We start from the raw sequence: 26,089 nt of genomic DNA, 5'->3' as shown, positions 1-26,089 counted from the left end.
CCAGTAACTCAATACCTGTAAGAACTCAATTCTCGAGAACCTCCCGAGGATCGGTGATCTTGCCGGTCACGGCTACCGCTGCCACGGTCAAAGGAGACGCGAGCATGGTGCGGGCACCGGGGCCTTGACGACCTTCGAAGTTTCTGTTGGAAGTAGAAACCGCCAATTTCCCAGCTGGAATCTTGTCATCGTTCATCGCGAGGCAAGCGGAGCAGCCTGGCTGGCGAAGGACAAAGCCTGCTTCCTCCAGGATTTTCACCAAACCTTCCTCATGGGCCTGCTTTTCCACTTCACGGGAACCAGGGACGATCCAAGCCGTGATGTTGTCGGCCTTTCTCTTTCCCTTCACAAACTCTGCCACGGAACGGATATCTTCGATTCGCCCGTTGGTACAGGAGCCCACGAAGACGTAGTCCACTTGCTTTCCTTTGACAGATTCTCCGGGAGCAAAGCCCATGTAATTGAGGGACTTCAGATAGGAAGTCTTGTTTGAGCCTTCCATGCCTTCGGTGGTCGGGATGTTTTCCACCACTTTGATTCCCATGCCTGGGTTGGTACCGTAGGTGATCATCGGCTCGATGTCGGCCGCGTCGTAGTGGTATTCCTTGTCAAAGGTCGCACCGTCGTCGGTTTTCAGCATCTTCCAGTGAGCAACCGCTTCGTCCCAAGCCTCACCGGCTGGAGCGTATTGCTTTCCTTTCAGGTAGTCGAAAGTAGTCTCATCCGGAGCGATCAAGCCACCACGTGCGCCCATTTCGATGGACATGTTGCAGATGGTCATTCTGGCTTCCATGGAGAGGTTACGGATTGCGGAACCCGCATACTCCACGAAATACCCGGTAGCACCGGCCGCGGAGATTTTGGAGATGATGTAGAGGATGATATCCTTGGAAGTCACGCCTTTGCCCAGCTCGCCTTCCACGGAGATCCGCATTTTCTTAGGCTTGGACTGCATGATGCACTGGGTGGCCAGTACCATCTCGACCTCGGAAGTACCGATCCCGAAGGCGATAGCGCCAAAGGCACCGTGGGTAGAGGTGTGGGAGTCGCCGCACACGATGGTCATGCCCGGCTGGGTCACTCCCAGCTCCGGCCCGATCACGTGCACGATGCCGTGGTGAGCTGAGCCGAGGTCATGCAGCTCGATGCCGTATTTCTTGCAGTTTTCGCGAAGCTTCTCCACCTGCATGCGGGAGAGCTTGTCCTTGATCGTCTGATCTTGGTCCACGGTGGGGACGTTGTGATCGGGAGTAGCGATGGTACGGTGCGGGTACTTTACGCTGATGCCCCTTTTCTCCAAGTTGAGAAAAGCGACGGGAGAAGTCACTTCATGGATAAAATGCTTATCGATGAAGAACACATCTGGCCCAGCAGGTACGGATTTGACCACGTGGGAATCCCAGATCTTATCAAATAATGTTGTCTTTTCCATAATTAAGCAGTCACGTATTCTTTGACCGGTATTTTGTTGAGCGCATCCACGAAAGCCTGCGCCGAGGCCAGCACGATGTCTTTGTTTGAGGCAAAACCGTAGTAAGGCTTGTCCGATTTGATCAGGCGCATGTGCACTTTGGCTACGTCGTCGCTGCCATGGGTAATCGCCTGGATGAGAAACTCCTCCAAATCAACCTGGGGCTTGACGATCTTTTCGATGGACTTCAGCACCGCATCCACAGGACCCACGCCGCTGGAGGAAGCGCTGTGAAGCTCGCTTCCGATCTTCAAGCTGACCTGCGCATTGATGGCGCCGTTGGAGGAATAGCTGATGGACTGGAGCTCGATGAAGTTGGATTCGTCCATGTACTTGCCTACCAGCTCCAGGAGATCCTTGCGGCCGATGTCGCGCTTGGAGTCTGCCAAGACCAAGAATGCCTCGTACACCTCGCGCAACTCCTCGCCTTCCAGCTCCACGCCCAAAGCGTCCAAGTGGTGCTTCAGTGCAGCCCTGCCCGACCTTGCAGTCAAGACGATGGTGGATTCGTCCACACCGACCTCTTTGGGATCGATGATTTCGTAATTCTCCCTGTGCTTCAGCACGCCGTCTTGGTGGATACCGGAGGAGTGCGCAAACGCGTTTCTACCCACGATGGCCTTGTTTGGCTGTACCGGCATGTTCATCAGCTTGGACACCAGACGGCTGGTCTGATAGATCTTTGGCGTGACGATGTCGGTGTAGACAGGGATCGAATTGTGGCACTTGATCGCCATGACCACTTCCTCCATGGAGGTGTTTCCGGCTCTTTCCCCGATTCCGTTGATGGTCACCTCGACTTGGCGGGCGCCGTGCTGTACACCGGAGATGGTGTTGGCAGTGGCCATACCGAGGTCGTTGTGGCAGTGGGTGGCGATGATGGCCTTGTCAATGTTTGGCACATTGTTTTTCAGGCTGGCGATGATCGCTCCGTACTGCTCGGGAAGGCAATAGCCGGTCGTATCCGGAATGTTCACCACGGTCGCCCCTGCCTTGATCACCTCTTCGATGATTTTGCAAAGAAAATCGGGCTCCGAACGACCCGCATCCTCGGCGTAAAACTCCACGTCCTCCACGAAGCGCTTGGCAAACTTCACTGCCGCCACGCCCCGGGCAATGATATCCTCGGGGGTGGAGCGCAGCTTGTACTGGATGTGGTAGGGAGACACGCCGATGCCGGTGTGAATCCGCCCCTTCTTGGCATATTTGAGCGCTGCGGCTGCTACTTCGATATCTTTTTCTACAGCACGGGATAGTGCGCAAATGATCGGATTGGAAACCGCCTTGGAAATCTCCTGCACCGAGTTGAAATCTCCCGGGCTGGAAATCGGAAAGCCTGCTTCGATAATATCCACGCCTAGTGCCTCTAGGGCCTGGGCCACCACGATCTTCTCCTGGGTATTCAACTGACACCCTGGCACTTGCTCCCCATCTCTCAGGGTTGTATCAAAAATCCACAGCTTGTCACTCATAATATTTGGGGTTTGGGTTTTTTAATTATTCTCTGGTCTCAACTGACGGACGACCGCTCCGGCCTGCCACATTTCAGACTCTCTCAGTTCCTTCAGTTCTTCCTCCAGCTTCTCTCTGTAGTCCGCCTTGGAGTTGGAGTCGATGGACTTTTGGGCTTCTTTGCCTGTCTTTACGGAATCGTAAAGCGCTTCGAAAACCGGCTTGGTCGCGTCGCGGAAAGGCTTCCACCAGTCCAGTGCACCGCGCTGGGCAGTGGTGGAGCAGTTGGCGTACATCCAGTCCATACCATTCTCTGCCACCAGTGGCATCAGGGATTGGGTCAGTTCTTCTACGGTCTCGTTGAACGCCTCGGATGGCGTGTGGCCATTGGATCTCAAGACCTCGTACTGCGCTGCGAAGATACCTTGGATGGCTCCCATCAGGGTGCCTCTTTCGCCAGTCAAGTCGGAAGTCACCTCACGATAGAAATCGGTCTCAAACAGGTAGCCGGATCCTACGCCGATACCCAAAGCGATAACGCGGTCTTTGGCTTTGCCAGTTCCATCTTGGAAGATTGCATAAGAAGAGTTCAAGCCTCTGCCCTCTACAAACATTCTTCTCAGGGAAGTACCGGAGCCTTTTGGAGCGACCAAGATCACGTCTACGTCAGCAGGTGGCACGATGCCGGTTTTCTCCTTGTAAGTCACGCCGAAGCCGTGGGAGAAGTAAAGCGCTTTGCCTGGGGTCAGGTGCTTCTTCACTGTAGGCCACAGGGTGATCTGACCTGCGTCAGACAGGAGGAACTGGATAATGGTGCCTTTTTCGCAGGCTTCTTCGATTTCAAACAGGGTCTCACCTGGAACCCAGCCGTCGGAGATGGCCTTGTCCCAAGTCTTGGAGCCTTTTCTCTGGCCCACGATCACGTTGAAGCCGTTGTCCTTCAGGTTGAGTGCCTGGCCTGGGCCTTGTACCCCGTAGCCGATTACTGCGATCACCTCGTCCTTGAGCACCTCGCGGGCTTTTTCCAATGGAAACTCATCCCTGGTTACTACGTTTTCTTCAACTGATCCGAATTTTAATTTCATAAGTCTATAGTTTGATTTTTAAAGGCTCTATGGAATCTCGCTGGGTTTCATATCCGCCTAGAGGCTGGAGTACTTCATCCTGCTCGATTTCATGATATTAGGTTTAATAGTTTGTTGTTTCTTGGATTGATTTTACTTGATAAATGATTCGATGGTCAGCATGCGCTTGGCGACGGCTACCCTACCTGACCTGGCAAACTCAAGAAGGCCGTAGCCTTTCAGTATCTCCAGCAGCTCCTGGGTCTGCTCCTTGTGCCCTGTCAGCTCCAGCACGACAAACTCCGGCTCGGCGGCGATGATCTTGGCGTTGTGCTGACGGATGACTTTCTCCAAGCCACCGTCCAGGCGCGAAACGGGGATCTTGTACAGCGCGATCTCCTGATACACTACCCCCTCGTCCTCGTGGTAGAAAGCCTTGATCACATCGACGATCTTCTCGATCTGATTGACGAGTTGGATGACGGTGTCCTCATTGGCAGTGACCTCGATGGTGATCCTGTGGATCCCGGAAAGGCGGCTTTCGGAGGCGGTCAGCGCATCAATATTGATCCCCCTGCGGGTGAAAATGATGGTGATCCTGTTGAGAATTCCGATGAAATTCTCCGTGATGACGAAAATGGTGTAACGCTTCATAGGTTTGGATTAGCTAAGTCTGACCTCTTCCACCGAGCAGCCTGTGGCTATCATCGGAAATACGTTGTCCTCTTTTTCGACCACCACTTCCAGGAAGAATGGTCCGTCATGGATAAACATATCTTCGATGGCCTCCTTCAGGTCAGCCCGATCAGAAACTTTCTGGGATTTGATATTGTAAGCTTCGGCAATCTTGATAAACTCGGGATTGTCCAATTCGGTAAACGAATAGCGTTTGTCAAAGAACATCTGCTGCCATTGACGCACCATGCCAAGGTAGTTGTTGTTCAGAAGCACGATTTTCACCGGTGCCTTGGTCTGCATGATGGTACCCAGCTCCTGGATCGTCATCTGGATCCCGCCGTCACCCACTACGCAGACGACCTGTCTGGAATAGTCGTGAAGCTGCGCTCCCAGCGCGGCTGGAAGGGCAAAGCCCATCGTGCCCAAACCTCCGGAAGTCACTTGGGTTCTCGGCTTCTTATAGTTGAAATACCTCCAGGCGATCATCTGATGCTGCCCTACGTCGGTGACGAGTACCGCATCATCTGCCTTGTATTGGTTGATCTGGTGGATCACTTCGCCCATGGTCAGACCAGCCTTGGTCGGCATGATGTCCGGCTGGACTACCGTGGATTTTTCTTCCTGCTCCAGTTCTCTGAATCGGGCCATCCAGGACTCGTGTTTCTTCCCTTCCACGGCCGAGGTGAGCATGGAGAGGCTTTCTTTGCAATCTCCGACTACTGCCACATGGGCCTTTACGTTCTTGTTGACTTCGGCGGGATCCAGTTCCAGATGGATCACTTTCGCCTGCTTGGCATAGCGCTTCAGGTCACCGGTCACCCGGTCGTCAAAGCGCATCCCCACAGCGATCAACACATCACATTGGTTGGTCAGCAAATTCGGGGCATAGTTGCCATGCATCCCCAGCTTACCGACATAGTTGGGATGGTCTTGGGAGAGCGCGCCAGACCCGAGCAGCGTAGAAGCCGCCGGAATCCCGGTCTTGTCCAGGAAAAACTTCAGCTCAGCCTCTGCTTTTCCCAAAACAACCCCCTGGCCAAAGAGCACGTAAGGACGCTCGGCCTTGTTGATCAGGTCGGCCGCCTCTTGGATCTTGGACACCTCCACCGGCTCATAGGTCTTATAAGATCTGAAGCCGAGGCAGGGCACGTAGTTGTACTCGCCAAAGTCCGTCTGGGCATTTTTGGTGATATCGATCAGCACCGGCCCCGGTCTTCCGGAGCGGGCGATGAAAAAGCCCCTGGCAATAGCCGCAGCGATGTCTTCCACCCGTTGGACCTGGATATTCCACTTGGTCGCGGGCATGGAGATACCCACCACGTCTGTCTCCTGAAAAGCATCGGTACCCAGCAAATGGGCCGCCACCTGTCCGGTAATGCAGACCAGAGGCGTGCTGTCAATCTGCGCATCCGCCAGACCGGTGATGAGGTTGGTCGCCCCTGGACCAGAGGTTGCGAGGCAGACGCCCACTTTGCCACTGACTCGGGCGTAGCCCTGGGCTGCATGGATCGCGCCCTGCTCATGGCGGGTCAACACATGCTTGATTTGCTCATGATAGTCGTAGAGCGCGTCGTACACCGGCATGATCGCTCCACCGGGGTACCCGAAAATAATCTCTGCCTGCTCTGCGATAAGTGAGCGAACAACTATGTCCGCCCCTCGGATCATCATGTCCTTCATAGGCTTAAAATTTATCTGTTACGCAACCCTCGGAAGCGGTTGCCACAAGTTGGTTGTATTTTTTGAGGGTTCCCTGAAGTCCTTCGATAGTCTTCGGAGACCAGGAGCCACGGCGCGCGGCAAACTCTTCCTCCGACACATCGACTGACAAATCTAACCCGTCAGCATCAATGGTAATGATATCTCCGTCTTTCAAGAGGCCGATCGGGCCTCCACACCATGCCTCGGGAGTGACGTGTCCCACGACAAAACCGTGCGTCCCTCCTGAAAATCTTCCGTCAGTGATCAAGGCCACATCCGAACCCAGCCCGGCGCCGATAATCATAGAAGTCGGCTTCAGCATCTCTGGCATGCCAGGAGCTCCCTTCGGACCAACACTTCTGATGACGATGACGTCTCCGGCTTTCACTTGGTGATCTCGGATGGCATCATTGGCCTCCTGCTCGGAATCGAATACCCGAGCCGGACCAGTGAAGGAAGTACCTTCCTTGCCGGTGATCTTGGACACCGCTCCCTCTGGGGCGAGATTGCCCTTCAGGATGCAGAGGTGGCCAGTCTTCTTCAGCGGAGTCTCTATCGGATGGATCACATTGACCATGGAAGGCGTGATCGGCTCGATGTTTTCCAGATTTTCCGCCAAAGTCTTGCCTGTGACCGTCATGCAGTCTCCGTGGAGATAGCCCGCATTGAGGAAGTATTTCATGAAAGCCGGAAGCCCGCCCTGCTCGTGAAGGTCTTCCATCATAAACTTGCCGGAAGGCTTGAAGTCGCCGAGCATAGGCGTGGTGGCATTGATTGCTTTAAAGTCCTCGAGGGTGAAGTCCACTCCAGCTGTCTTGGCGATAGCCAAGAGGTGCAGCACGGCATTGGTGCTACCCCCAAGGGCGATGGTCACGCGCACGGCATTTTCGATACTTTTGCGGGTGATGATATCCTTTGGTTTGATATCCTTCTCCAGGATGATGCGCATGTACTTGTTTACTTCCTGGCATTCTCTCAGCTTCTCGGCGGAGTTTGCGGGATAGGAGGAAGAGTAAGGCAGGGACATCCCCATCGCCTCTATAGCGGAGCTCATGGTATTGGCGGTGTACATCCCTCCACAAGCACCTTTGCCAGGGCAAGCGTTGCGAATCACGCCATCGTAGTCCTCGTCGGAGATGGTGCCCTGTACGCGCTTTCCGAAGGCTTCAAAAGCGGAGACGATGTTCAGCTTTTCACCTTTATAATGCCCGGAGGCGATCGTACCTCCATACATGATGATCGATGGGCGGTTAGTGCGGAGCAGGCCCATGACAGCCCCAGGCATGTTTTTGTCGCAACCCGGCACGGCCACGCAGCCATCAAAGGAATGGCCCACGATAAAAGACTCGATGGAATCGGCAATGATCTCCCTGGAGACCAGCGAGTAGCGCATGCCCAAAGTCCCCATGGAAGTGCCATCCGAAATGCCGATGGTATTAAAAACCAAACCGGTCAGATCATATTCCTGGGAGGATTGCTTGATCAGACCGGCGAAGTCATTGAGGTGCATATTGCAGGGGTTGCTTTCATAGCCACAACTCGCTATCCCTACAAAAGGCTGTTTCATCTTCTTGTCGCTCAAGCCAGTGGCATACAGCATGGCTTTGCCCGCCGGATGTTCGTCGTTGTCACTGATTTCCCAACTGTACTTCTTAAGATTGCTTAGGGTCATATTACTGCTAAATAAAAAAGTGCCTCAGGTCGGTGAGGCACTTTAGATTTTTATATACTGGATTATAATGGTCTAGTGCCTCACTTCGAAAATCCGACGAGAATAATAAAGCTTAGGAGGACGACGACCAAAGGTAAAGACATATCGCGGTTTGAGATTTGATGCTGCGGTTGCGAATCACACGACAATATTAAAACCCCTTTTTGAGACTTACAATATTTAATTCTTCGCAATTCGTTCTTCACAAATTTTAATATTAGGAAAAAATATTTTTTTTAAAATATTATTTCAGTTTTTCACGGATATCAAAATCAGTTTTTCAAAAACCCTCCAAAAACAGCTGATTTCCGAAATTTTGTATCGATTTCAGGATTCTTCAAATTTTTCGAAAATTTATTCCCTTTTATTTAAGAAAAAAAATGATACACTGATAAATACCTAAAATTTATCGGAAAGATTAGGGAATTTTCAAAGAGCAAGCAAGGATTCTTTCTCAATCTTATTCGATTATTTTTGCCCAAACACTTTCCGCATGATCAGCTTTCCCAACGCAAAAATCAACCTTGGACTCCATATCACGGCCAAACGTAAGGATGGATACCACGACATCGAGACCTGCATGGTGCCCATTCCGATGACAGACGCGCTGGAAATGATCATCGACAAGAAGTCCGCCTGGGCCTCCACCGGGCTGGCCATCCCAGGCGACCCCAAGGACAACCTCATCCTCAAAGCCGAAAAACTCCTCAAAAAGGATTTTCCGGGCCTTCCCAATCTGAGCATCCACCTCCACAAAAGCATCCCCATGGGAGCTGGCCTGGGCGGGGGATCGGCCGATGGCGCCTTTGCGCTCAAGCTGATGAACAATCTCTTTGACCTCCATCTCGACGACTATTTCCTGGAGGAGTATGCCGCGCAGCTGGGCAGCGACTGCCCTTTTTTCGTAGAAAACACGCCCAAAATCGCCCGGGGACGGGGTGAGATCCTCGAGCCAATCGACCTTTCGCTAAAAGGAGTCCATATGGTGCTGATCAATCCGGGAATCCATGTCGGCACGAAGGAAGCCTATGCCGGCGTGAGTCCGGCGGCACCGAAAGTCCTGCTGGAAGAAGTGCTCGCCGACCGGGCACGATGGAAAGCCGAATTGGTCAACGACTTTGAGGCGAGCGTTTTTGCGGCCTATCCCGAGATCGGGGAGATCAAGGAGAAAATGTATGGTGCCGGAGCATTCTATGCAGCCATGTCCGGGTCGGGATCTTCGGTTTTTGGTCTTTTTGAGAAAAAGCCTGACACCATAGAATGGGATGAGGGCTATTTTGTATTCGAAGCTGAACTGTAAAAATTAATAGCCAGCATGTTATATATTTTACTTATTCATTATATTTATATTTCATAAATATAAAATATGATGGCAACCTTCACCAGTTCACTACCAGACGACCTGCTTCAGCGCCTTGCCGACTACGCCCAGAAGCTCTCCCTCCCCAAAAACAAGCTCATCGAAAACGCGCTCAATCTCTATCTCGATCATCTAAAGCGGGCAGAGTACGTCAAGTCCTATCGCGTGGCCGGGGAAGATGAAGATATCTTGATGGTCGCGGAAGAGGGAATGGCTACCTACCTCAAGCAGATCGACGATGAGGCAAGGTGAGATCTGGATGTCCGACCTCAATCCGGTCGTCGGATCGGAGCAATCAGGACGGCGGCCGGTCGTGATCCTGAGCGGGAACATGATGAACAAGTTTCTCCAGGTCGTGATCACGGCGCCGCTGAGCTCCAAGATTAAAAACTATCAGGGAAACCCGATTCTCGAGCCCTCTCCGAGAAATGGATTGAAAATGGTCTCCGAACTGATGGTGTTTCACATCCGATCCATCTCCAAGGATCGACTGATCGAAAAAATCGGCGACATCCGGGACGAAGAGCTAAAGGAAGCGCTGGCTACGCTGAAGGATATTACCACGCTTTGAGAAAGTTTCTGACAAATGGCTGGGGTCGTCATCAGATGCATGGGTAGAAAAAAGAAATGACAGCCCCTCGGACTGGCATCCCCTCTTTAGGGCCAAAAACTTACCCCGATACTGTTTCTACTATAACCCTGAATGGTAATGTATTCGAAATCATAGGTCAGGTAAAACGGAAAACCGGAAATCCGCACTGGAACTAAAGCTTTGGCACCTGCACCCAAACTCGGCCCATAATAATCGCCTTCTCCATTCAGCGGCTTGCAGATCCCGAGAGCCGGGCCTAGATACACCCGTCGTTCTCCCAAGGAAACTGTCTTGACTAGGAAATTAAACCTCGCATTGAGACTTATCCCCTCATATGTGTTCCTTAAATCATCGTGTTTTTCCTTGTGGTCCAAATATAAAGCACTGCCCTCCAGCCCAAATCTTCCGAGCTTAACTTCCCTATATATCCCAAAACCCAACCCTCCTCCAATCTGAAAGGGCTTTGTATAGCTATTGTCACTTTGTTCTGTGACAACGCCCAAGATCTGATATTGAAATTTTTTTTCCTGCCCTTTTGAAATGGACGGAGCCCAAAACAGTATCAAAAAGAAAGAGATAGCGAAAGAAGTTTTCATCATAGTTGAATCTGAGGCTATAGGCAAAACATGTACTTCCGGATCCTCTCAACATCATAGTTCGCACTCGACGAACTCCGCTAGCCTAATCCTCCATTGAAAAAAGGGCAAAAGGGGGGTAGGGTTAGAGAAACCGAGATTTGTTTGTAAAATCAAACCCGTGGTCTTAAAAATTAGGTTAAAAATATTTTCCACCGAAAATAAACTACTTATTACAATTTCAAAATAGTGGGGCAAAAAAATCACCCCAGCGGCCGGACCGGCTTTTTTCTTCGGTTCCAAAAATTCATCAGCGGATACAGCAGCACCGAAACCAGAATGATCAGCGTGCCCAGGTAAAACTGCGGGGTCATTTTTTCACTTTCCCCAAAAATCAACACCGCCAAAACGATTCCGTACACCGGCTCGAGATTCACGGTCAAGTTGATGGTGAAAACCGAAAGCCGCTTCATCAGCTCAACAGAAACCGAGAAAGCGTAAACGGTGCAGACGCCTCCCAAAATCAACAGCCAAAGCCAGTCCAAAGCTTGCCAGGCCAGCTGCAGGGGCTGCCCGTCGGTCAGGTAGACGGCGTAAACCGGCATAAACACCAAGGCTGCCAAGCAGGCAGCCCCCATCTCGTAAAAGGTAATATGGTAGGGGCTGTGTCGGAGGGTGAGCCGCCCGTTGAGCACGGAAAACAAAGCTCCCAAAAACGCCGAAAGCAAGGCCATCGCCAGCCCGAGCCAATAGCCGGTCTCAAACTGAAAAATCACCAGCAGCCCGGAGATCACCAGCAGCCCCAAGGCCACCTCATACCATTTGATCTTGGTCCTGTTGATCACCGGGTCCACCAGCGCCGTCCAAAGCGAGGTGGTGGCCATACCTGCCAGGCATACCGAGGCGGTGGACACCTTGGCCGACCAGAAAAAGAAAATCCAGTGCAGGGAGATCAAGACTCCCACCCCCGATATCTTCAGGATTTCGGCCCATTGAAGCAGCAGGGGCTTTTTCCTAAAAGCACAAAGAATGGCTACACCGAGCGCCGCTATCAGCGTCCTGTAGAATACCAGCTCCAGAGACGGTAGGCTGATCAGCAATCCCAATATCGCCGTGAAACCCCAGATCAGCACGATGAAGTGGAGCATGAAATAGTCCCGAAGGGTTGCCTTCCCGACCATCTACCTCGGGACTGTTTTATAGAGTACCAGCCCGGTCAGCGCAAAGACAATATTGGGCAGCCATACCGCAAAAATGGGGTACTCCGTCCCGTTCTCAGCGAAAGTCCGGGAAAGGATAAAGAGCAGGATATAGACAAAGGCAAGCATAAAGCCCATCGCGATCTGAAATCCCGATCCTCCCCGGGTCTTGCGGGCAGACATGATCACACCGATGAACGTCAGGATCAAAGCGGCAAATGGCGACATGAAGCGCACATAGCGCTCGATGCGGTAAAAATTGACATTGTCCGCGCCGCGGCTTTCCAAGACTTTGATCTGCCGGCTCAGCTCGGGGAGCTTTAGCGTTTCGTGGTGGTTTTCGGGCAGGTTAAAATCACTTGGCGAGATCGACAGCACGGTGTCCAGCTCGGAGCCTACCTGATAGTCCTCCCCTGTTTCATGGAGCTTGCGGAGTTTCCAGTTTTCCAGCCTCCACACGTTTTTTGCGGTATCCCACTGGATCCGGTCCGCCGACAGCTTGGCCAGGAGCTGCCCATCCTGGATCTCCTCCAGCGTGAAGTGATAGCCGGTATTGTTCAGCTTGTAGTACCTCGACAGGTAGGCCAAGGCATTGGATCCCACTTGGATGTGGATATCGGCATCGGAGGAAGCCCTCCCCTTGTCCAGGTAGGTGACCTTAAACTCCGTCACGCCTGCCGTCGCCCCGGGCAACACCCATCCATTCATCAGAAAGCTGATGGTACCGATCATCGCTGCTCCCAGTAGAAATGGTCTCAGCATGCGCACGAAGCTCACCCCCGAACTCAGGATCGCGACGATCTCCGTCCGCCCGGCCATCTTGGAAGTGATGAAAATGACCGCGATGAACACCGTGATCGGAGTCAGGAGATTGTTGAGGTAGAGGCCATAGTTGCCCATGTATCTCAAAATCTCTCCGGCTGGGACGGAATTGCGGATGTAGGCGTCGTTCTTTTCCGTGAAGTCCAAGACCAAGACGATCAGGATCAGCATGACGACCACGAAGAAGTAGGTCTTCAAAAATTCCTTGATGATCAGCTTGTCTAGTATTTTCATCGATTCAGAGGCGTCTGCTCACTTTTTCCACCATTTGGTTTTTCCAAACGGCAAAGTCGCCGGCAAGGATATGCTCTCTTGCTTGCCCGACGAGCCAGAGGTAGAAGGCCAGATTATGAATACTCGCAATCTGCGCGGCCAAAATCTCTTTGGAAACGGTCAAGTGGCGGAGGTAAGCCTTGGTGTAAAAGGTGCTGGCGTAGTTGCCGATGGCGGGATCTATGGAGGAAAAATCATCCTTCCACTTTTCGTTCCGGATATTGATGATCCCCTCGGAAGTGAAAAGCATGCCGTTTCGGGCATTGCGGGTGGGCATCACGCAGTCAAACATGTCCACACCCAGCGCGATGCACTCCAATATGTTGGCAGGCGTGCCTACTCCCATGAGGTAGCGAGGCTTGTCCGCGGGCAGGATATCGGTCACCAGCTCGGTCATCTCGTACATCATTTCCGCAGGCTCGCCTACGGAAAGCCCACCAATTGCATTGCCCTCGCGGCCACGTGAAGCGATAAATTCCGCGCTTTGCTTTCGCAGATCCTTGTACACGGAGCCCTGCACGATGGGGAAAAGCGTCTGGCTGTAGCCATACTTCCCCTCGGTGCTGTCAAAGCGCTGGATGCAGCGATCCAGCCAGCGATGGGTCATCTCCATGGACTTGCGCGCGTAGCCATACTCACAGGGATAGGGGGTACACTCATCAAAGGCCATGATGATGTCCGCACCGATCGTGCGCTGGATATCCATGACGCCTTCGGGGGGAAAGACATGCTTGGATCCGTCGATGTGCGACTTGAAAGTCACCCCCTCTTCCTTGATCTTGCGGGTACCCGCCAGGGAAAAAACCTGGTAGCCCCCAGAGTCCGTCAGGATGGGGCGATCCCAGCCATTGAACCCGTGCAGTCCTCCAGCCTTTTCCAAAATATCCAATCCCGGACGCAGGTAAAGGTGATAGGTATTGCCCAAGATAATCTGCGCTTTGATGTCCTCCTTGAGCTCACGCTGGTGTACCGCTTTCACGGTACCAGCTGTGCCCACGGGCATGAAAATCGGCGTCTGAATCGTTCCGTGATCGGTGGTAAGCGTGCCTGCTCGGGCCTTGGTTTGGGTATCTTTCTGTGCTAGGGTAAACTTCATGACGGAAACAGAGCCTGTAGAAAAGGCCTACAAAATGCCCCTTTTTGCTCGCAAAAATATCCACTTATTCTTAAATGACTTGCTGAAATTGATTTTATATTTGCCGAGCAAAATCGACCTATGGGCCTATTTTTACTCTGGTTTTTCTTTGGCATCGGCATTATCATTCAGGCAGTTTATCTGCTGGCGATATTTGGACGGACAGCCTGGTTCAACTCATCCTCCAAGTCTTCGAAAAACCAAAACCCTGAGGAGGGAGTGACTGTCTTGGTCGCTGCCCACAACGAGTTCCACAACCTCAAAACACTCATCCCCAAGCTATTCGAGCAGGATTATGGGAAGTTTGACGTGATGGTCGTCAATGACCGCAGCACCGACCGCACCAAGCGTCTGCTGGAGGAAATGATGGCCATCTATCCCCGACTCCGGTCCGTGACGGTCAAATACACGCCCAAGCACGTCACTGCCAAAAAATTTGCGCTGACCCTCGGTATCAAAGTGTCCAAAAACGACGTCATCCTACTGACAGACGCAGACTGCATGCCAACCAGCAACCAGTGGATACGCAAGATGACCGCCCCAGTGCGTGAAGATGGCCGAACCTTCTCGCTTGGCTTTTCAGGCTATGCGGTCAAGTCCAGCCTGCTCAATCGCTGGATCCAGTTTGAGACCATTCTCACCGCCTTGTTTTATTTCTCCTTCGGTCTCTGGAATGCCCCCTTCATGGGAGTGGGCCGCAACCTCTGCTACCGCAGGAGCTTCTTCATGGACGCCAAAGCCTTCAAGGGGATCTGGCACATCGAAGGCGGTGACGACGACCTCTTTGTCAACCAATACGCCACGGGAAAAAACACCGCTATCGTGCTCGACCCAGAGGCCAACACCACCTCCATCCCCAAGGAAACCTGGAAAGAATACCTGGTGCAGAAAAAACGCCACCTCCATGCGGGCAAATACTACCGCGGCGAAGACAAGCGAAAGATTGGACTATTTCCGCTTTCCCATGGACTTTTCTGGATTGGCGGGCTCGGATTGTTGATTTATTTTGGAATCAGCCAACAATGGGAACAATTTTCTGCCGTTTTGGGTATTATTTTACTACGGTCCTTTTTGGTTTTCAGAATTTTCACCTCCGCTTCCAAAAAGGTTCAGGGATCCGCCACTCCAATGAATATCCTGGTCAATGATTTTATGTATCTGGGCTATTTTTGGGTGTTGGGATCAGTATCTTACCAGGCAAAAGACATCCAATGGAAATAAACGAACGCGGTTTTTCGAATAAGGCACTCGAGGATTTTGATCTGATCGACAGGGCCGTGATGGAAAAAGACCAGCAGGCCTATGCAACGCTCATGAAGCGGTACAAAAAGGCCGTTTATTTCATGATCCTGAAGATGATCCGCGACGCGGACGACGCGGAAGACCTGACGATGGAGGCCTTTGCCAAAGCCTTCCGAAACCTCGAGCGTTTCAAAAAGGACTACACTTTTTCTACCTGGCTCTTTCGCATCGCGACGAACAACACCATCGATTTTATCCGGAAAAAGAAGCTCAAAACCATGAGCCTCAACAACACCATGTCGGACGACAGCGGCAACTCGGTCAATATCGACGTGGAAGACGACGACAACAATCCCCAGGACGAGTTCATCAAGTCCCAGCGGATCGAGATGGTGCGGATCTTTGTGGACAAGCTGCCCGCGAAATACCGCAAGCTCGTGCAGCTGCGCTACTTTGACGAGCTCTCCTACGAGGAGATCGCCCAGGAGCTGGAGAAGCCCCTCGGCACCGTCAAGGCCCAACTCCACCGCTCCAGAGAGCTTCTCTACGAAATCGCCTCCGGCAAAGAAAAACACATCTGATGAATCCAGGCACCCAGCTGATCCTATCCTATTTTCCTGACCTGAGTGAAAAGCAAATCGAGCAGTTTGACCGATTGCAGGAGCTCTATGAAGACTGGAATGCCAAAATCAACGTGATCAGCCGCAAGGACATGGAGCAATTTTATGTCCACCACGTGCTGCACTCACTGGGCATTGCCAAGGTGATGCGTTTCCAGCCCGGTACCAAAGTGCTCGACATAGGCACTGGAGGGGGATTTCCGGGGATTCCTTTGGCGATTCTTTTTCCCGATACCCACTTTCATCTGGTCGATTCCATCGGGAAAAAGATCAGCGTGGTGAAGGAGGTAGCCAAGTCCCTCAAGCTGGGCAACGTCGAGGCTCAGCAGGCCAGGGCGGAGACTTTGGTGAGAAAGTACGACTTCGTGGTCAGCCGTGCGGTGACGCGGATGGTCAATTTTTACCCTTGGGTCAAAGGCAAGATCAAGCGCGAAGACTTCAACGAATTCCAAAACGGCATCCTCTACCTCAAAGGGGGCGATGTGGACGAGGAGATGGAGGAGCTGGACAGATCGTATGTGACCTACCACCTGGAGGACTACTTCAAGGAGGATTTTTTCGAGACCAAAAAGGTCGTCTACATGCCCTGGGAGGACAAACGATAAGGTCTATCCCTAAAAATCAGCTGTATAAAAACACCAGCAAGGCATCCGATTTTTGCGCATACCGTACACTACTGGGATCTATGAGTTTGGGCCTATAGCACCATTTGGCGCTTTTGACGTCAGGACACTCGCAAGCCTTTCATTTGAAGCCATTTGCGAAAATGATTTTTTACAAGAACAACCAAGCCCAGTATCCCGCTAACAATTTTTAACAGAATAGTTACGCTATTTCTAGGAAATAATTAATAATATAACAGTATTAAACCGCTTACCAGAACGATCATTTGGTGACAGCCGATTTTTAGCGAAAGACACTACTTGATTGACAGAATTTTTGAGTTCGCCCAGCATTGGGCAAAGAAGAAGGAAGTGAATGGCCTCTTTTTTTGAAGTCACGCTTCAAGGGTTAGCATAGGATCGTGGCCATCAGCGGGTTGCCAAAGTAGAGCACCCCGAATTTTCAGCTTAGTCAGATTTCTATTCTTCCCACCAAACCTTGACCATGTGCCCTATGCAAAGGGGCAATGGCAACGATTTGGGAATGGAGTGCAGTTTTAGTCATTGATTTTATAGTTGAAAAATATAACGCCGACAAAATGAAATTTTTCCTTTCACTCCTCCTCGTGCTTGCCATTACTTTTGCTTCGCAAGCCCAGTCCAAACTTACTATCAGCGGAACAGTGAAAGACACCACCAACCTCCCGCTTGACTACACCTCTGTGCTCCTCCTCAGCCCGACAGATTCTGCCCTGGTGGCTTACACGCTGACCAACAAGTCGGGAGAATACCAATTCAAGAATGTGGAGCGGCAGCCCCTGCTCATCAAGGCCACCTACATGGGCTACCTCCCCTTCCAAAAGGAACTGGTACTGCCCGACACAGATGTGCTGGAGGTGGAGGAGATCCAGTTGAAGCCCATCCTGCAGGAACTCTATGAGGTAGTGGTGAAAGCTGCCAAAGCACCCTTGATGATGCGTGGGGACACCCTGGAATACGATGCCAGTAAATTCAAAGTGCCCCCCGGAGCGACTTTGGAAGATCTACTCCGCAAGCTGCCGGGGATGCAGATCGATGCGAACGGAAATATCATCGCCCAAGGAGAGCAAGTGCAGAAGGTCACCGTGGATGGGAGGCGCTTTTTCGGAGGGAATACCAAAATGGCCACGCAAAACCTGAATGCCGAATCGATCAGCAAGCTTCAGCTGTTTGATGACAAGTCGGAACAGTCCAAACTCACGGGCGTGGAAGATGGAGTAAAGGAAAAAACCCTAAACGTGGAGCTAAAGGAAGAAGCGAAAAAAGGAGGCTTTGGCAAAGTCTCCGCAGCAGCTGGACCAGATGAAAGATGGAACGCCAATGCCTCATTCAACAAGTTTGACAAAGTGAACCAGTTTTCGGTCATCGGCTATGGCAACAATGTCAACCAATCCGGACTGAGCTGGGATGACCTCCAAGAGTTTAGGGGCAGCAGTGCTTTCCAATTTGGCGACACAGGGGACTTCGGCTTCAATGGAGGCGGAGGCAATTACATCGTTTTTTCGGGAGGAGACAATGAGGAATCCTTCGAAATCCCCTTCAACAACCTCAACTCGGGCTATTCCAACAATCAGGCTGTGGGAATCAATTACAATTACCTGAAAGACAAAAAGGACTTCAGCAGCAACTATTTCTACAGCCGTAGCGACCAAATCCTGAAAAGTGTCAATAGCCGAACCAACTTTCTACAGGACAATACCTCCTTCACCTCCACGGACCAAAGTCGACAAAACAATGTGGCAGGTCACCATCGAGTAAATCTTCGTTTTCAAAATGAGCTCGACAGCGCGAACACCATCACCCTAACCGCGAAGGGAAGGCTAAGTTCACTCAACACCCTGCTGTTTAGCCATCAGGAGCTGATACGCAGCACCATGGAACAAAGCCAAATGGATCGGGACAACCAGTCAGATAAGTGGTCGGGAGCCTTTCAAGGCACAGCCATCTATCGCCATAAGTTCAAAAAAAGTGGGCGGAATTTTGCGGCATCCATCAGTGACACTTATAGCAAGGCAGACCAGGATGGCACCCAAAAGGCGATAGTGGACCACCTGAACTCGACCGACCCGAATACTTACTTTCAAAGCTTGGACCAAGTCATCCAGGCATTGAATGGCTCGAACCTGATCAAATCAAGCCTGCTCTATGTCGAACCCATCAAGAAGATATTCTTTTGGGAGACGTTCTACAATTTCAGCCAATCTACCAGCGAAACAAACCGACAGGTGTACGATGTGGAGACCAGCGACACGAGAGAGCTCAATCCTGAGCTCAGCCGGTTTTTTGACAACAAAATCACCTACAATCGACTGGGCTCCAGTATCCGATATGCGAACAAGGGATCTAACCTGAGCGTGGGACTAGCCGCATCCAACTACCGGTTGAACGGAGAGTTTTCCGTGGTAGAAGGCAGTGAGATCCTGGGCAGAGTGAACAAGAGCTACCTCAATTTCACCCCCAATGTATCCTATTGGAAAACCATGAAGGGCAACAAGCGGATCAACGCCAGCTATGCCATGGGAGTGACTCCGCCAAGTATCGCAGACCTCCAGCCCTATAAGGACATTTCCAATCCGCTCTATATCCGGGAAGGAAATCCAGATCTGGAGCCCGAAGTTTCCCATTCTTTCAACACCGGATACAACATGTACGACCCCGCGACCTTTATCAATTTCCGGTTCTCATTCAATGCGACATTCTATCAAAATCAGGTCGTCCAAAACCAGACGATCAATCCGGAAACCCTTGTCACCACCTACAAATCCGGCAATGCTTCCGGAGGACAGCGCTTTTACCCCTACCTCGGCTTTGGCTTCCCCATCGTAAAGACCAAGGCCAACGCATACCTATATGCAAATCCATCCTATAACAAGAGCCTCTCCCTGATCAATTCCATCGAAACGGAGACGCATACCTACAGCCATAACTTCGGCGCAAACTTTGACCTGACGCCTCTGGAATGGCTCGGCCTCTATGCCGGGTCGTCCTTCCGCCTGAGCAAAACCGACTACGAGCAAAACCCTTCCCAAAACCAGGATATTGTGAATTGGAGCGCCTATAGCAATGCAAACATCAAATTGCCCAAGGACTTTTACCTGGACGTGAAATTCAACTACAATCGATATAAAAATGAAAGCTTTGGATTTGACCAGAAAGTGCCCATTCTCAATGCATCCTTCTACAAACTACTCGGTGAGGCAAAAAAATGGGAAGTCAGACTTTCGGCCAATGACATCCTCGATAAAAACCAAACCATCAGCCAGTATGCTGGACAGAACTACGTTTCTACTGGCAGAATCGAGACTTTGGCCAGATACTTCCTGCTCGGCTTGACCTACAACATGCGGGGAATTGAAGTGAAAGCCAGAAGATAATCTAACATGATTATCCGCAATCTTGCCAGTAAGCGAATTTGCTTCTTCAATCGGGCCTGTCTGTTCAGGCAGGCTGGAAGACCGATGACCGAAGACCAAAGAAGGGCAAAGCCCTGGTTTTGGCGTTCTTTCGGTTTGTCACGGCTGCCTACTGGCATAAAAGCGGATAATCATATAATTTAAACTACCTGCCAACCTTTACAATAATGAAATCAATCCTTAAAATCCTTGCGCTGATACTGATTACCACAGGGCTAAGAGCCCAAAACATAGTGGGAGAGGTAGAGTACCGTTACAAAATTTTCTATGACAAAATCTACGCAAGCCTGCCCCACCTTACAGATCAGGAACGGGATAGAATCCTGCTTTCCTGGGGTAACCCCGACGGCTATAGTACCCGGATGAAACTCCAGTTTTGGCCAGAAAAAAGCCTCTATACCTTCGGTACCCCATACCAGGTGCAAAGCTACTCTTGGCAAGTAGAGGACTATTTCATTGAAAACAACCTAAAAGAGCAGACCTACCTCAAGTACATGGATCAAATGGGCAAAACGTACCTTGTCCGTGACAGCCTAAACGCCCCAAAATGGAGGGTAATGAACGAAATAAGGGACATTCTCGGACACATGTGTATGAAAGCCGTCAGTGAAGACCCCATCAAAGGCCAAAAGATCACTGCCTGGTTTGCCTCCGATATACCGGTTCCCGTCGGGCCCGAAGAGCAATTCGGGTTACCGGGTCTGATCTTGGCCTATGACATCAACGACGGCATGCTGATCGTCGAAGCCGAGAAAATCACTTTTGGCGAACCCGAAGAAGTCATCGCCCTGCCAAAAAAAATGAAAGGAAGGGAAGTATCGGGCACTGAATATCAGGATCTGGTCCAGGATTTCATCCAGACTTCCATCAAAAGCAAGCGAGCTTGGATGTGGGAGTTGAGATATTGAGGAGGTACTATCGGAAGTAGAGGGAATAGGATAAGGCCTCATCCATTCGGGAGACCTCAACCAAAAATGCTCCTACGGGCAGGTAATCTCTTGGAAGGATTTTCCGAGTTTTTGACTATTTCCGATTTGTAAGCCTTGCACCGAAACCCCGATTTAAAAGGCCCCGAAAAATAAGGGAAGAGCCTAGTAACTTTTGGGTTCTTGTTTCACATGCCTAATTCTCAAAATAAGAATTCTATCACCGGATATCTGGTAGGATACCCGAAGACTAAACTTCTCAAAAGCCCTGAAATCACCGTGATTGTTGATCTTAAACCTATCGACAGGATATCGCTCCGGATGAAGGGAAAGCTCCTCTATTTCCTTTAGAATTCCCTCCTCGACTCGCTCGGCTTGCAGCAAAGAATCTTCCGCCACCCATTTTAGATGCTCTGACAGCCTGTTTACTGCAGCTTTGCTCCAAATGACCTTCATCTCCAAGAGCGAATCCGGCTCACAGCGGCTTCATGTTCAAGCCCTTCGCCTCGTTCGATCTCCGAAATTGCCTCTTCGAGTTCTTTGTTGTATTCCTCTACCGAGACTGACATATCCAAGATTTGGGTGAGAGTGGCTTCCAGCTTCCGGATTGCCAATTCGTCCATCTGAACAATCTGCTCAATCACTTTGAGTTTTCTGGTTTTCAAATCCATGGCTCTCGCATTTCTGATAAATCTAACGAAAACCAAAACAACATAGATTTTGCGCATCAAAAAATCGACTTGAAGTAGGCAAGTCGACCCTACAAAAGCAGCCATCCCCTTTCCCTTCTGATCCTCATCGCCCAACCCAAGTAAGCAGAAAATTCTCCGACAATTACCTCCCCTCCCTTGGCTGCTTTCACAGATTAGCCCTAATTTGAAAGCCCATTTCCCCAAGACGCATGTACATCATATTTGATACCGAGACCACCGGACTACCCCGGGACTACAATGCCCCCATGTCCGATGTGGACAACTGGCCCAGGCTGGTTCAGCTCGCCTGGCAGCTCCACGACGCCAAGGGCAAGCTGATCTCCAATCACAACTACATCATCCGGCCGGAGGGGTTTACCATCCCCTACAATGCCGAGAAAGTCCACGGGATCTCCACCAAGCGAGCCTTGACCGAAGGCCATGACCTGAAGGAAATCCTCCAGATCTTCCGCGAGGACGTAGTCCAGGCCAAGTACCTGGTCGGGCACAACATCGGCTTTGACATCAATGTCGTCGGTTCGGAATATCTCCGCGCGGAGCTGGTGATGCCTTTGGGGGAGAAAAAAGAACTCGACACCAAGGACATTTCCACCGACTTCTGCGCCCTCCCTGGGGGAAGAGGAGGCAAATTCAAATGGCCAACCCTGACCGAACTCCACCAGAAACTCTTTGGCAAGGGATTCGGCGACGCGCACGACGCAGCCTATGACGTGGATGCCACAGCACGATGCTTTTTTGGCCTGATCACCCAGGGAGTCCATCCCCCGGAGGGCGGAATCTTGGTACATGAAGTAATCTACGAAGCACCGAAGCTGTCCGAGGCAAACTTTGCGCAAGCCAAAGACGAGACCAAAGCCGCAGCGAAAGAAGTCCTCAAACAGGCTGGCAAAGCGGATATTTCGGACTTGACCGACGTACCCTTCACCCATCTCCACGTCCACAGCCAGTACTCAGTACTCCAGGCGACATCCGAGATTCCGGCTCTGGTCGCCCGTGCAAAAGACCTGGGGATGAAAGCCATCGCCATGACTGACCACGGCAACATGATGGGGGCTTTCCACTTCGTGAAAGAAGCCATGGGCAAAGAGCTCAAGCCTATCCTGGGCTGCGAGTTTAACCTCAACCGGGACAGAAAAAACAAGTCCAACAAGGACGACGGCTACCAAACCGTCCTGATCGCCAAAAACAAAGCCGGCTACCACAACCTCGCCAAACTGGCCTCCTACGCCAATATCGAGGGATTCTATTACGTACCGAGAATCGACAAGGAGCTGCTGGTACAGTACAAAGGCGACCTGATCGCCACCACGGGCGGACTGTGGGGGGAGATCCCTTACTTAATCCTCAATGTGGGCGAGACGCAGGCCGAGGAGGCTTTCCTCTGGTGGAAAGAGCAATTCGGCGAAGACTTCTACGTGGAGCTCAACCGACACGGAGTGCCTGAGGAGGAGAAAGTGAACGAGGTACTCCTCGACTTTGCCGCCAAATACGGCGTCAAGTACTTTGCCGCCAACAACACCTACTACAACGACAAGCCCGACGCCAAGGCCCACGACATTCTCCTTTGCGTAAAAGATGGAGAGTTGGTCGAAAAGCCCAAGAAATACATCGGCAAGCGCGGGAGGGAATTCCGCTACGGCTTCCCAAACGACGAGTTTTATATCAAATCTCCCGAGGAGATGAAAAAGCTCTTCGCCGACCTGCCCGAGGCAATCATCTGCACGCAGGAGATTGTGGACAAGATCGAAGCCTACAAGTTGGCGCGGGAAGTTTTGCTGCCAAAATTCGACATCCCAGAGGAATTCAAGCATCCAGAGGATGACGTGGACGGGGGCAAGCGGGGCGAAAACGCCTACCTGCGCCACCTGACTTTCGAAGGGGCGAGAAAACGCTACCCCGAGATCACGCCGGAGATCCAAGAGCGCCTGGACTTCGAATTGAAAACAATTGAGAAGACCGGCTATCCCGGCTACTTCCTCATCGTGCAGGACTTTACCCGAGCGGCCCGCGACATGGGCGTTTCCGTAGGCCCGGGCCGGGGGTCGGCCGCTGGATCGGCGGTCGCTTACTGCACCGGCATCACCAACGTGGATCCAGTGGCCTATGACCTACTGTTCGAGAGATTCCTCAACCCTGACCGGGTATCCCTCCCCGATATCGATATTGACTTTGACGATGAAGGCCGCCAGAGTGTGATCGACTATGTGATCAAAAAGTACGGCTCCAACCAGGTGGCGCAGATCATCACTTATGGTACCATGGCCGCAAAATCCGCCATTCGCGATACCGCGCGAGTTTTGAACCTTCCGCTGGCGGATGCCGGAAAGCTCGCCAACCTAGTACCGGACATCAAGCTGAAGGCACTTTTTTCCCTGGCAAAAAACCGACCTGCGCTGCAGGAAAAACTCAAAGGCCAAGGCGAACTCCTCGCCAAAGCAGACGAACTCATCCGCATCGCGGCAGGCAACGACGAGATGGCACGGACAGTCAACCAAGCCTCCGTGCTTGAGGGCTCCGTGCGAAACACCGGTATCCATGCCTGCGGGGTCATCATCACGCCGGATGACATCACCAACTTCGTTCCCGTGGCGCTAGCCAAGGATTCGGACATGGTCTGCACCCAGTTTGACAACTCGGTGGTGGAGTCGGCCGGCCTGCTGAAGATGGACTTTCTTGGTCTGAAGACGCTCACCCTGATCAAGGACGCGATCAAGATCGTGAAAGAGCGCCACGGAATCCAACTCAATGCGGATGAGTTTCCCATCGACGACGTGGAGACTTATGAGCTTTTCCAGCGGGGCGAGACAGTCGGCATCTTCCAGTACGAATCCGCCGGTATGCAGAAGTACATGCGCGAGCTCAAGCCGACGGTCTTTGCCGACTTGATCGCCATGAACGCACTCTACCGTCCGGGGCCATTGGAATACATCCCCTCCTTTATCCGCAGGAAGCATGGCACGGAGCCCATCACCTATGACTTGGACGACATGCAGGAGTACCTAGAGGAAACCTACGGGATCACCGTCTACCAGGAACAAGTCATGCTTCTGTCCCAAAAGCTCGCCGGATTTACCAAGGGTGAGGCTGACGTCTTGCGTAAGGCGATGGGTAAAAAGCAAAAGGACGTCTTGGATAAGATGAAGCCGAAGTTTGTCGAGCAGGCTTCTGCCAAAGGACACGACGCGAAAAAGCTTGAAAAAATCTGGAAAGACTGGGAGGCTTTTGCATCCTACGCCTTCAACAAGTCCCACTCCACCTGCTACGCCTGGGTGGCCTACCAGACCGCGTACCTGAAGGCACACTATCCTGCCGAGTACCTAGCCTCCGTGCTAAGCAACAACATGAACGACATCACCCAGGTGACTTTCTTCATGGAGGAGTGTAAGCGCATGGGCATCCCGGTTTTGGGTCCGGATGTGAATGAATCCAAAAGTGGCTTCACCGTAAACCAAGCCGGGGAAATCCGCTTTGGCTTGGCGGCGATCAAGGGTGCCGGCTCTGCCGCGGTCCAAGAGATCATCATCGAGCGGGAGAAAAATGGCCCGTTCAAAAACATCTTCGACTTTGCGAAGCGGGTCAACTCTAGAGCGCTTAACAAGAAGACCATGGAAGCGCTGGCTATGGCCGGTGGCTTCGACTGCTTCAAAGAACACCACCGACGACAGTACCTGGAGGCAGCTGACGGTGACATCACGCTGATCGAAAAAGCCTCCAAATACGCCCAAAAGGTACAGCAAGAGGAAGAAAGCGCTCAGGTTAGCCTCTTTGGCGGAGGCGGTGGAAACGCCGAAATCCCTCTGCCCTCTGTGGCACCGATCGAGCCCTTTTCCCAAATCCAGCAGCTCAACATCGAAAAAGAAGTCGTCGGGCTCTTCATCTCCGGGCACCCCCTCGACGAGTTTAAGTTGGAGATCGAGGCTTTCACCAACACAGCCCTGCCTGCCTTGGCTGATGTGGAAAGCCTGAAAGGGAAGAATGAACTGAAGCTGGCGGGCTCGGTGAGCAGCTTTGCACACCGGACGACCAAGACCGGCAAGCCTTTTGGCACGCTGACTTTGGAAGATTATTCGGGCTCGTTTACTTTCTTCCTCTTCGGCGACGACTATGTCCGCTTCAAGGAATATTTCATGACGGGCTGGTTCCTCTTTGTCTCCGGAGCTGTGGCACAGAAAAAATGGGGCGGGGAAAATGAGCTGGAGTTCAAGATCAACAGCATCATGCTGCTCAGCGAGGTGCGCGGCAAGATGGTCAAAGGCCTGCGCATCCACATCGACCTGGACAATCTGACGCTGGACCTGATGGAAAAGCTCGAAGCGATCACCACCAAGTACAAGGGCGACGCCAAACTCTACATCGATGTGATCGACCGCAAGGAGAACATTGCGCTGGAGCTCTTTTCGAAGCGCTTCACCATCGATCCAAGCGCGGATATGATCCGCGCGCTCAAGGAAATTCCGGAGGTGATCTACAAAGTAGTGTAGGGTGGCTACCCCGACTGTCC

21 protein-coding genes are annotated in these 26,089 nt (G+C 51.8%); 9 read left to right on the top strand and 12 right to left on the bottom strand.

The genetic code is table 11. The annotated features are described in order from the left end of the window. Positions 1-25: 25 nt before the first annotated feature. The 6 genes from leuC to ilvD all read right to left on the bottom strand — a co-directional run bounded on the left by leuC (position 26) and on the right by ilvD (position 8,038). On the bottom strand, positions 26-1,432 hold the full coding sequence (gene leuC, locus J0A68_RS20315) for a 3-isopropylmalate dehydratase large subunit (RefSeq protein WP_206580083.1): 1,407 nt from the start codon (positions 1,430-1,432) through the stop codon (positions 26-28). A gap of 2 nt (positions 1,433-1,434) precedes the next feature. Further along, positions 1,435-2,943 (bottom strand): 2-isopropylmalate synthase, encoded by a 1,509-nt coding sequence (locus J0A68_RS20310; RefSeq protein WP_206580082.1) that lies wholly within the window; start codon positions 2,941-2,943, stop codon positions 1,435-1,437. A gap of 21 nt (positions 2,944-2,964) precedes the next feature. After that, complete coding sequence (ilvC, locus tag J0A68_RS20305; RefSeq protein ID WP_206580081.1) at positions 2,965-4,008, bottom strand: ketol-acid reductoisomerase; 1,044 nt, start codon at positions 4,006-4,008, stop codon at positions 2,965-2,967. Between the two features lie 132 nt (positions 4,009-4,140). Next, a complete protein-coding gene (ilvN, locus tag J0A68_RS20300) occupies positions 4,141-4,641 on the bottom strand; it encodes an acetolactate synthase small subunit (RefSeq protein WP_206580080.1) in 501 nt (166 codons plus the stop codon). A gap of 9 nt (positions 4,642-4,650) precedes the next feature. Continuing rightward, positions 4,651-6,345, bottom strand: a complete 1,695-nt coding sequence (ilvB, locus tag J0A68_RS20295; RefSeq protein ID WP_236025688.1) for a biosynthetic-type acetolactate synthase large subunit — start codon at positions 6,343-6,345, stop codon at positions 4,651-4,653. 4 nt (positions 6,346-6,349) lie between these two features. Beyond that, complete coding sequence (gene ilvD, locus J0A68_RS20290) at positions 6,350-8,038, bottom strand: dihydroxy-acid dehydratase (protein ID WP_206580079.1); 1,689 nt, start codon at positions 8,036-8,038, stop codon at positions 6,350-6,352. Positions 8,039-8,570: 532 nt separating this feature from the next. Here ilvD and ispE point away from each other — a divergent pair. The 3 genes from ispE to J0A68_RS20275 all read left to right on the top strand — a co-directional run bounded on the left by ispE (position 8,571) and on the right by J0A68_RS20275 (position 10,008). Continuing rightward, on the top strand, positions 8,571-9,377 hold the full coding sequence (gene ispE / locus J0A68_RS20285) for a 4-(cytidine 5'-diphospho)-2-C-methyl-D-erythritol kinase (protein WP_206580078.1): 807 nt from the start codon (positions 8,571-8,573) through the stop codon (positions 9,375-9,377). A gap of 69 nt (positions 9,378-9,446) precedes the next feature. After that, positions 9,447-9,689, top strand: a complete 243-nt coding sequence (locus J0A68_RS20280) for a ribbon-helix-helix domain-containing protein (RefSeq protein ID WP_206580077.1) — start codon at positions 9,447-9,449, stop codon at positions 9,687-9,689. Then, complete coding sequence (locus tag J0A68_RS20275) at positions 9,676-10,008, top strand: type II toxin-antitoxin system PemK/MazF family toxin (RefSeq protein WP_206580076.1); 333 nt, start codon at positions 9,676-9,678, stop codon at positions 10,006-10,008. The genes J0A68_RS20280 and J0A68_RS20275 overlap by 14 nt, the downstream gene beginning before the upstream one ends. Positions 10,009-10,094: 86 nt before the next feature. On the opposite strand, the gene J0A68_RS20270 is transcribed toward J0A68_RS20275, so the two are convergent. From J0A68_RS20270 to tgt, 4 genes are all read right to left on the bottom strand, one after another. Beyond that, positions 10,095-10,625 (bottom strand): hypothetical protein, encoded by a 531-nt coding sequence (locus tag J0A68_RS20270; RefSeq protein ID WP_206580075.1) that lies wholly within the window; start codon positions 10,623-10,625, stop codon positions 10,095-10,097. Between the two features lie 242 nt (positions 10,626-10,867). After that, positions 10,868-11,785, bottom strand: coding sequence for a DMT family transporter (locus tag J0A68_RS20265; RefSeq protein ID WP_206580074.1), 918 nt, complete (start codon positions 11,783-11,785; stop codon positions 10,868-10,870). Continuing rightward, on the bottom strand, positions 11,786-12,859 hold the full coding sequence (locus tag J0A68_RS20260) for an LptF/LptG family permease (RefSeq protein WP_206580073.1): 1,074 nt from the start codon (positions 12,857-12,859) through the stop codon (positions 11,786-11,788). It abuts the gene before it with no gap. A 4-nt stretch (positions 12,860-12,863) separates the two neighbouring features. Then, positions 12,864-13,994 carry a tRNA guanosine(34) transglycosylase Tgt gene (gene tgt, locus J0A68_RS20255; RefSeq protein ID WP_206580072.1) on the bottom strand — a complete coding sequence of 377 codons (1,131 nt, stop codon included), beginning with the start codon at positions 13,992-13,994 and terminating at the stop codon, positions 12,864-12,866. A gap of 120 nt (positions 13,995-14,114) precedes the next feature. Between tgt and J0A68_RS20250 the strand changes: the two genes are divergently transcribed. The 5 genes from J0A68_RS20250 (at position 14,115) to J0A68_RS20230 (ending at position 20,857) form a co-directional block, all read left to right on the top strand. Continuing rightward, positions 14,115-15,254 (top strand): glycosyltransferase, encoded by a 1,140-nt coding sequence (locus J0A68_RS20250; RefSeq protein WP_206580071.1) that lies wholly within the window; start codon positions 14,115-14,117, stop codon positions 15,252-15,254. Next, positions 15,245-15,856, top strand: a complete 612-nt coding sequence (locus J0A68_RS20245) for an RNA polymerase sigma factor (RefSeq protein ID WP_206580070.1) — start codon at positions 15,245-15,247, stop codon at positions 15,854-15,856. The genes J0A68_RS20250 and J0A68_RS20245 overlap by 10 nt, the downstream gene beginning before the upstream one ends. Further along, positions 15,856-16,500 (top strand): 16S rRNA (guanine(527)-N(7))-methyltransferase RsmG, encoded by a 645-nt coding sequence (gene rsmG / locus J0A68_RS20240; protein ID WP_206580069.1) that lies wholly within the window; start codon positions 15,856-15,858, stop codon positions 16,498-16,500. The genes J0A68_RS20245 and rsmG overlap by 1 nt, the downstream gene beginning before the upstream one ends. A gap of 596 nt (positions 16,501-17,096) precedes the next feature. Then, positions 17,097-19,910, top strand: coding sequence for a TonB-dependent receptor domain-containing protein (locus J0A68_RS20235; RefSeq protein WP_206580068.1), 2,814 nt, complete (start codon positions 17,097-17,099; stop codon positions 19,908-19,910). Between the two features lie 206 nt (positions 19,911-20,116). After that, positions 20,117-20,857, top strand: a complete 741-nt coding sequence (locus J0A68_RS20230) for a GLPGLI family protein (RefSeq protein WP_206580067.1) — start codon at positions 20,117-20,119, stop codon at positions 20,855-20,857. 183 nt (positions 20,858-21,040) lie between these two features. On the opposite strand, the gene J0A68_RS20225 is transcribed toward J0A68_RS20230, so the two are convergent. Next, entirely contained in the window at positions 21,041-21,331 is a 291-nt protein-coding gene (locus J0A68_RS20225) for a type II toxin-antitoxin system RelE/ParE family toxin (RefSeq protein WP_206580066.1), read from the bottom strand. Beyond that, positions 21,328-21,546: a hypothetical protein gene (locus J0A68_RS20220; RefSeq protein ID WP_206580065.1), complete on the bottom strand. Its 219-nt coding sequence runs from the start codon at positions 21,544-21,546 to the stop codon at positions 21,328-21,330. Before J0A68_RS20220 ends, J0A68_RS20225 begins: the two co-directional genes overlap by 4 nt. Before the next feature lie 230 nt (positions 21,547-21,776). On the opposite strand from J0A68_RS20220, the gene dnaE reads away from it, so the two are divergent. Further along, positions 21,777-26,069: a DNA polymerase III subunit alpha gene (gene dnaE, locus J0A68_RS20215; protein WP_206580064.1), complete on the top strand. Its 4,293-nt coding sequence runs from the start codon at positions 21,777-21,779 to the stop codon at positions 26,067-26,069. Positions 26,070-26,089 lie beyond the last annotated feature (20 nt).

It is taken from the genome of Algoriphagus oliviformis, from assembly GCF_017254915.1.
In the GTDB taxonomy this organism is placed as follows: Bacteria; Bacteroidota; Bacteroidia; order Cytophagales; family Cyclobacteriaceae; genus Algoriphagus; species Algoriphagus oliviformis.
This window is presented reverse-complemented; position numbering and strand designations above follow the sequence as displayed.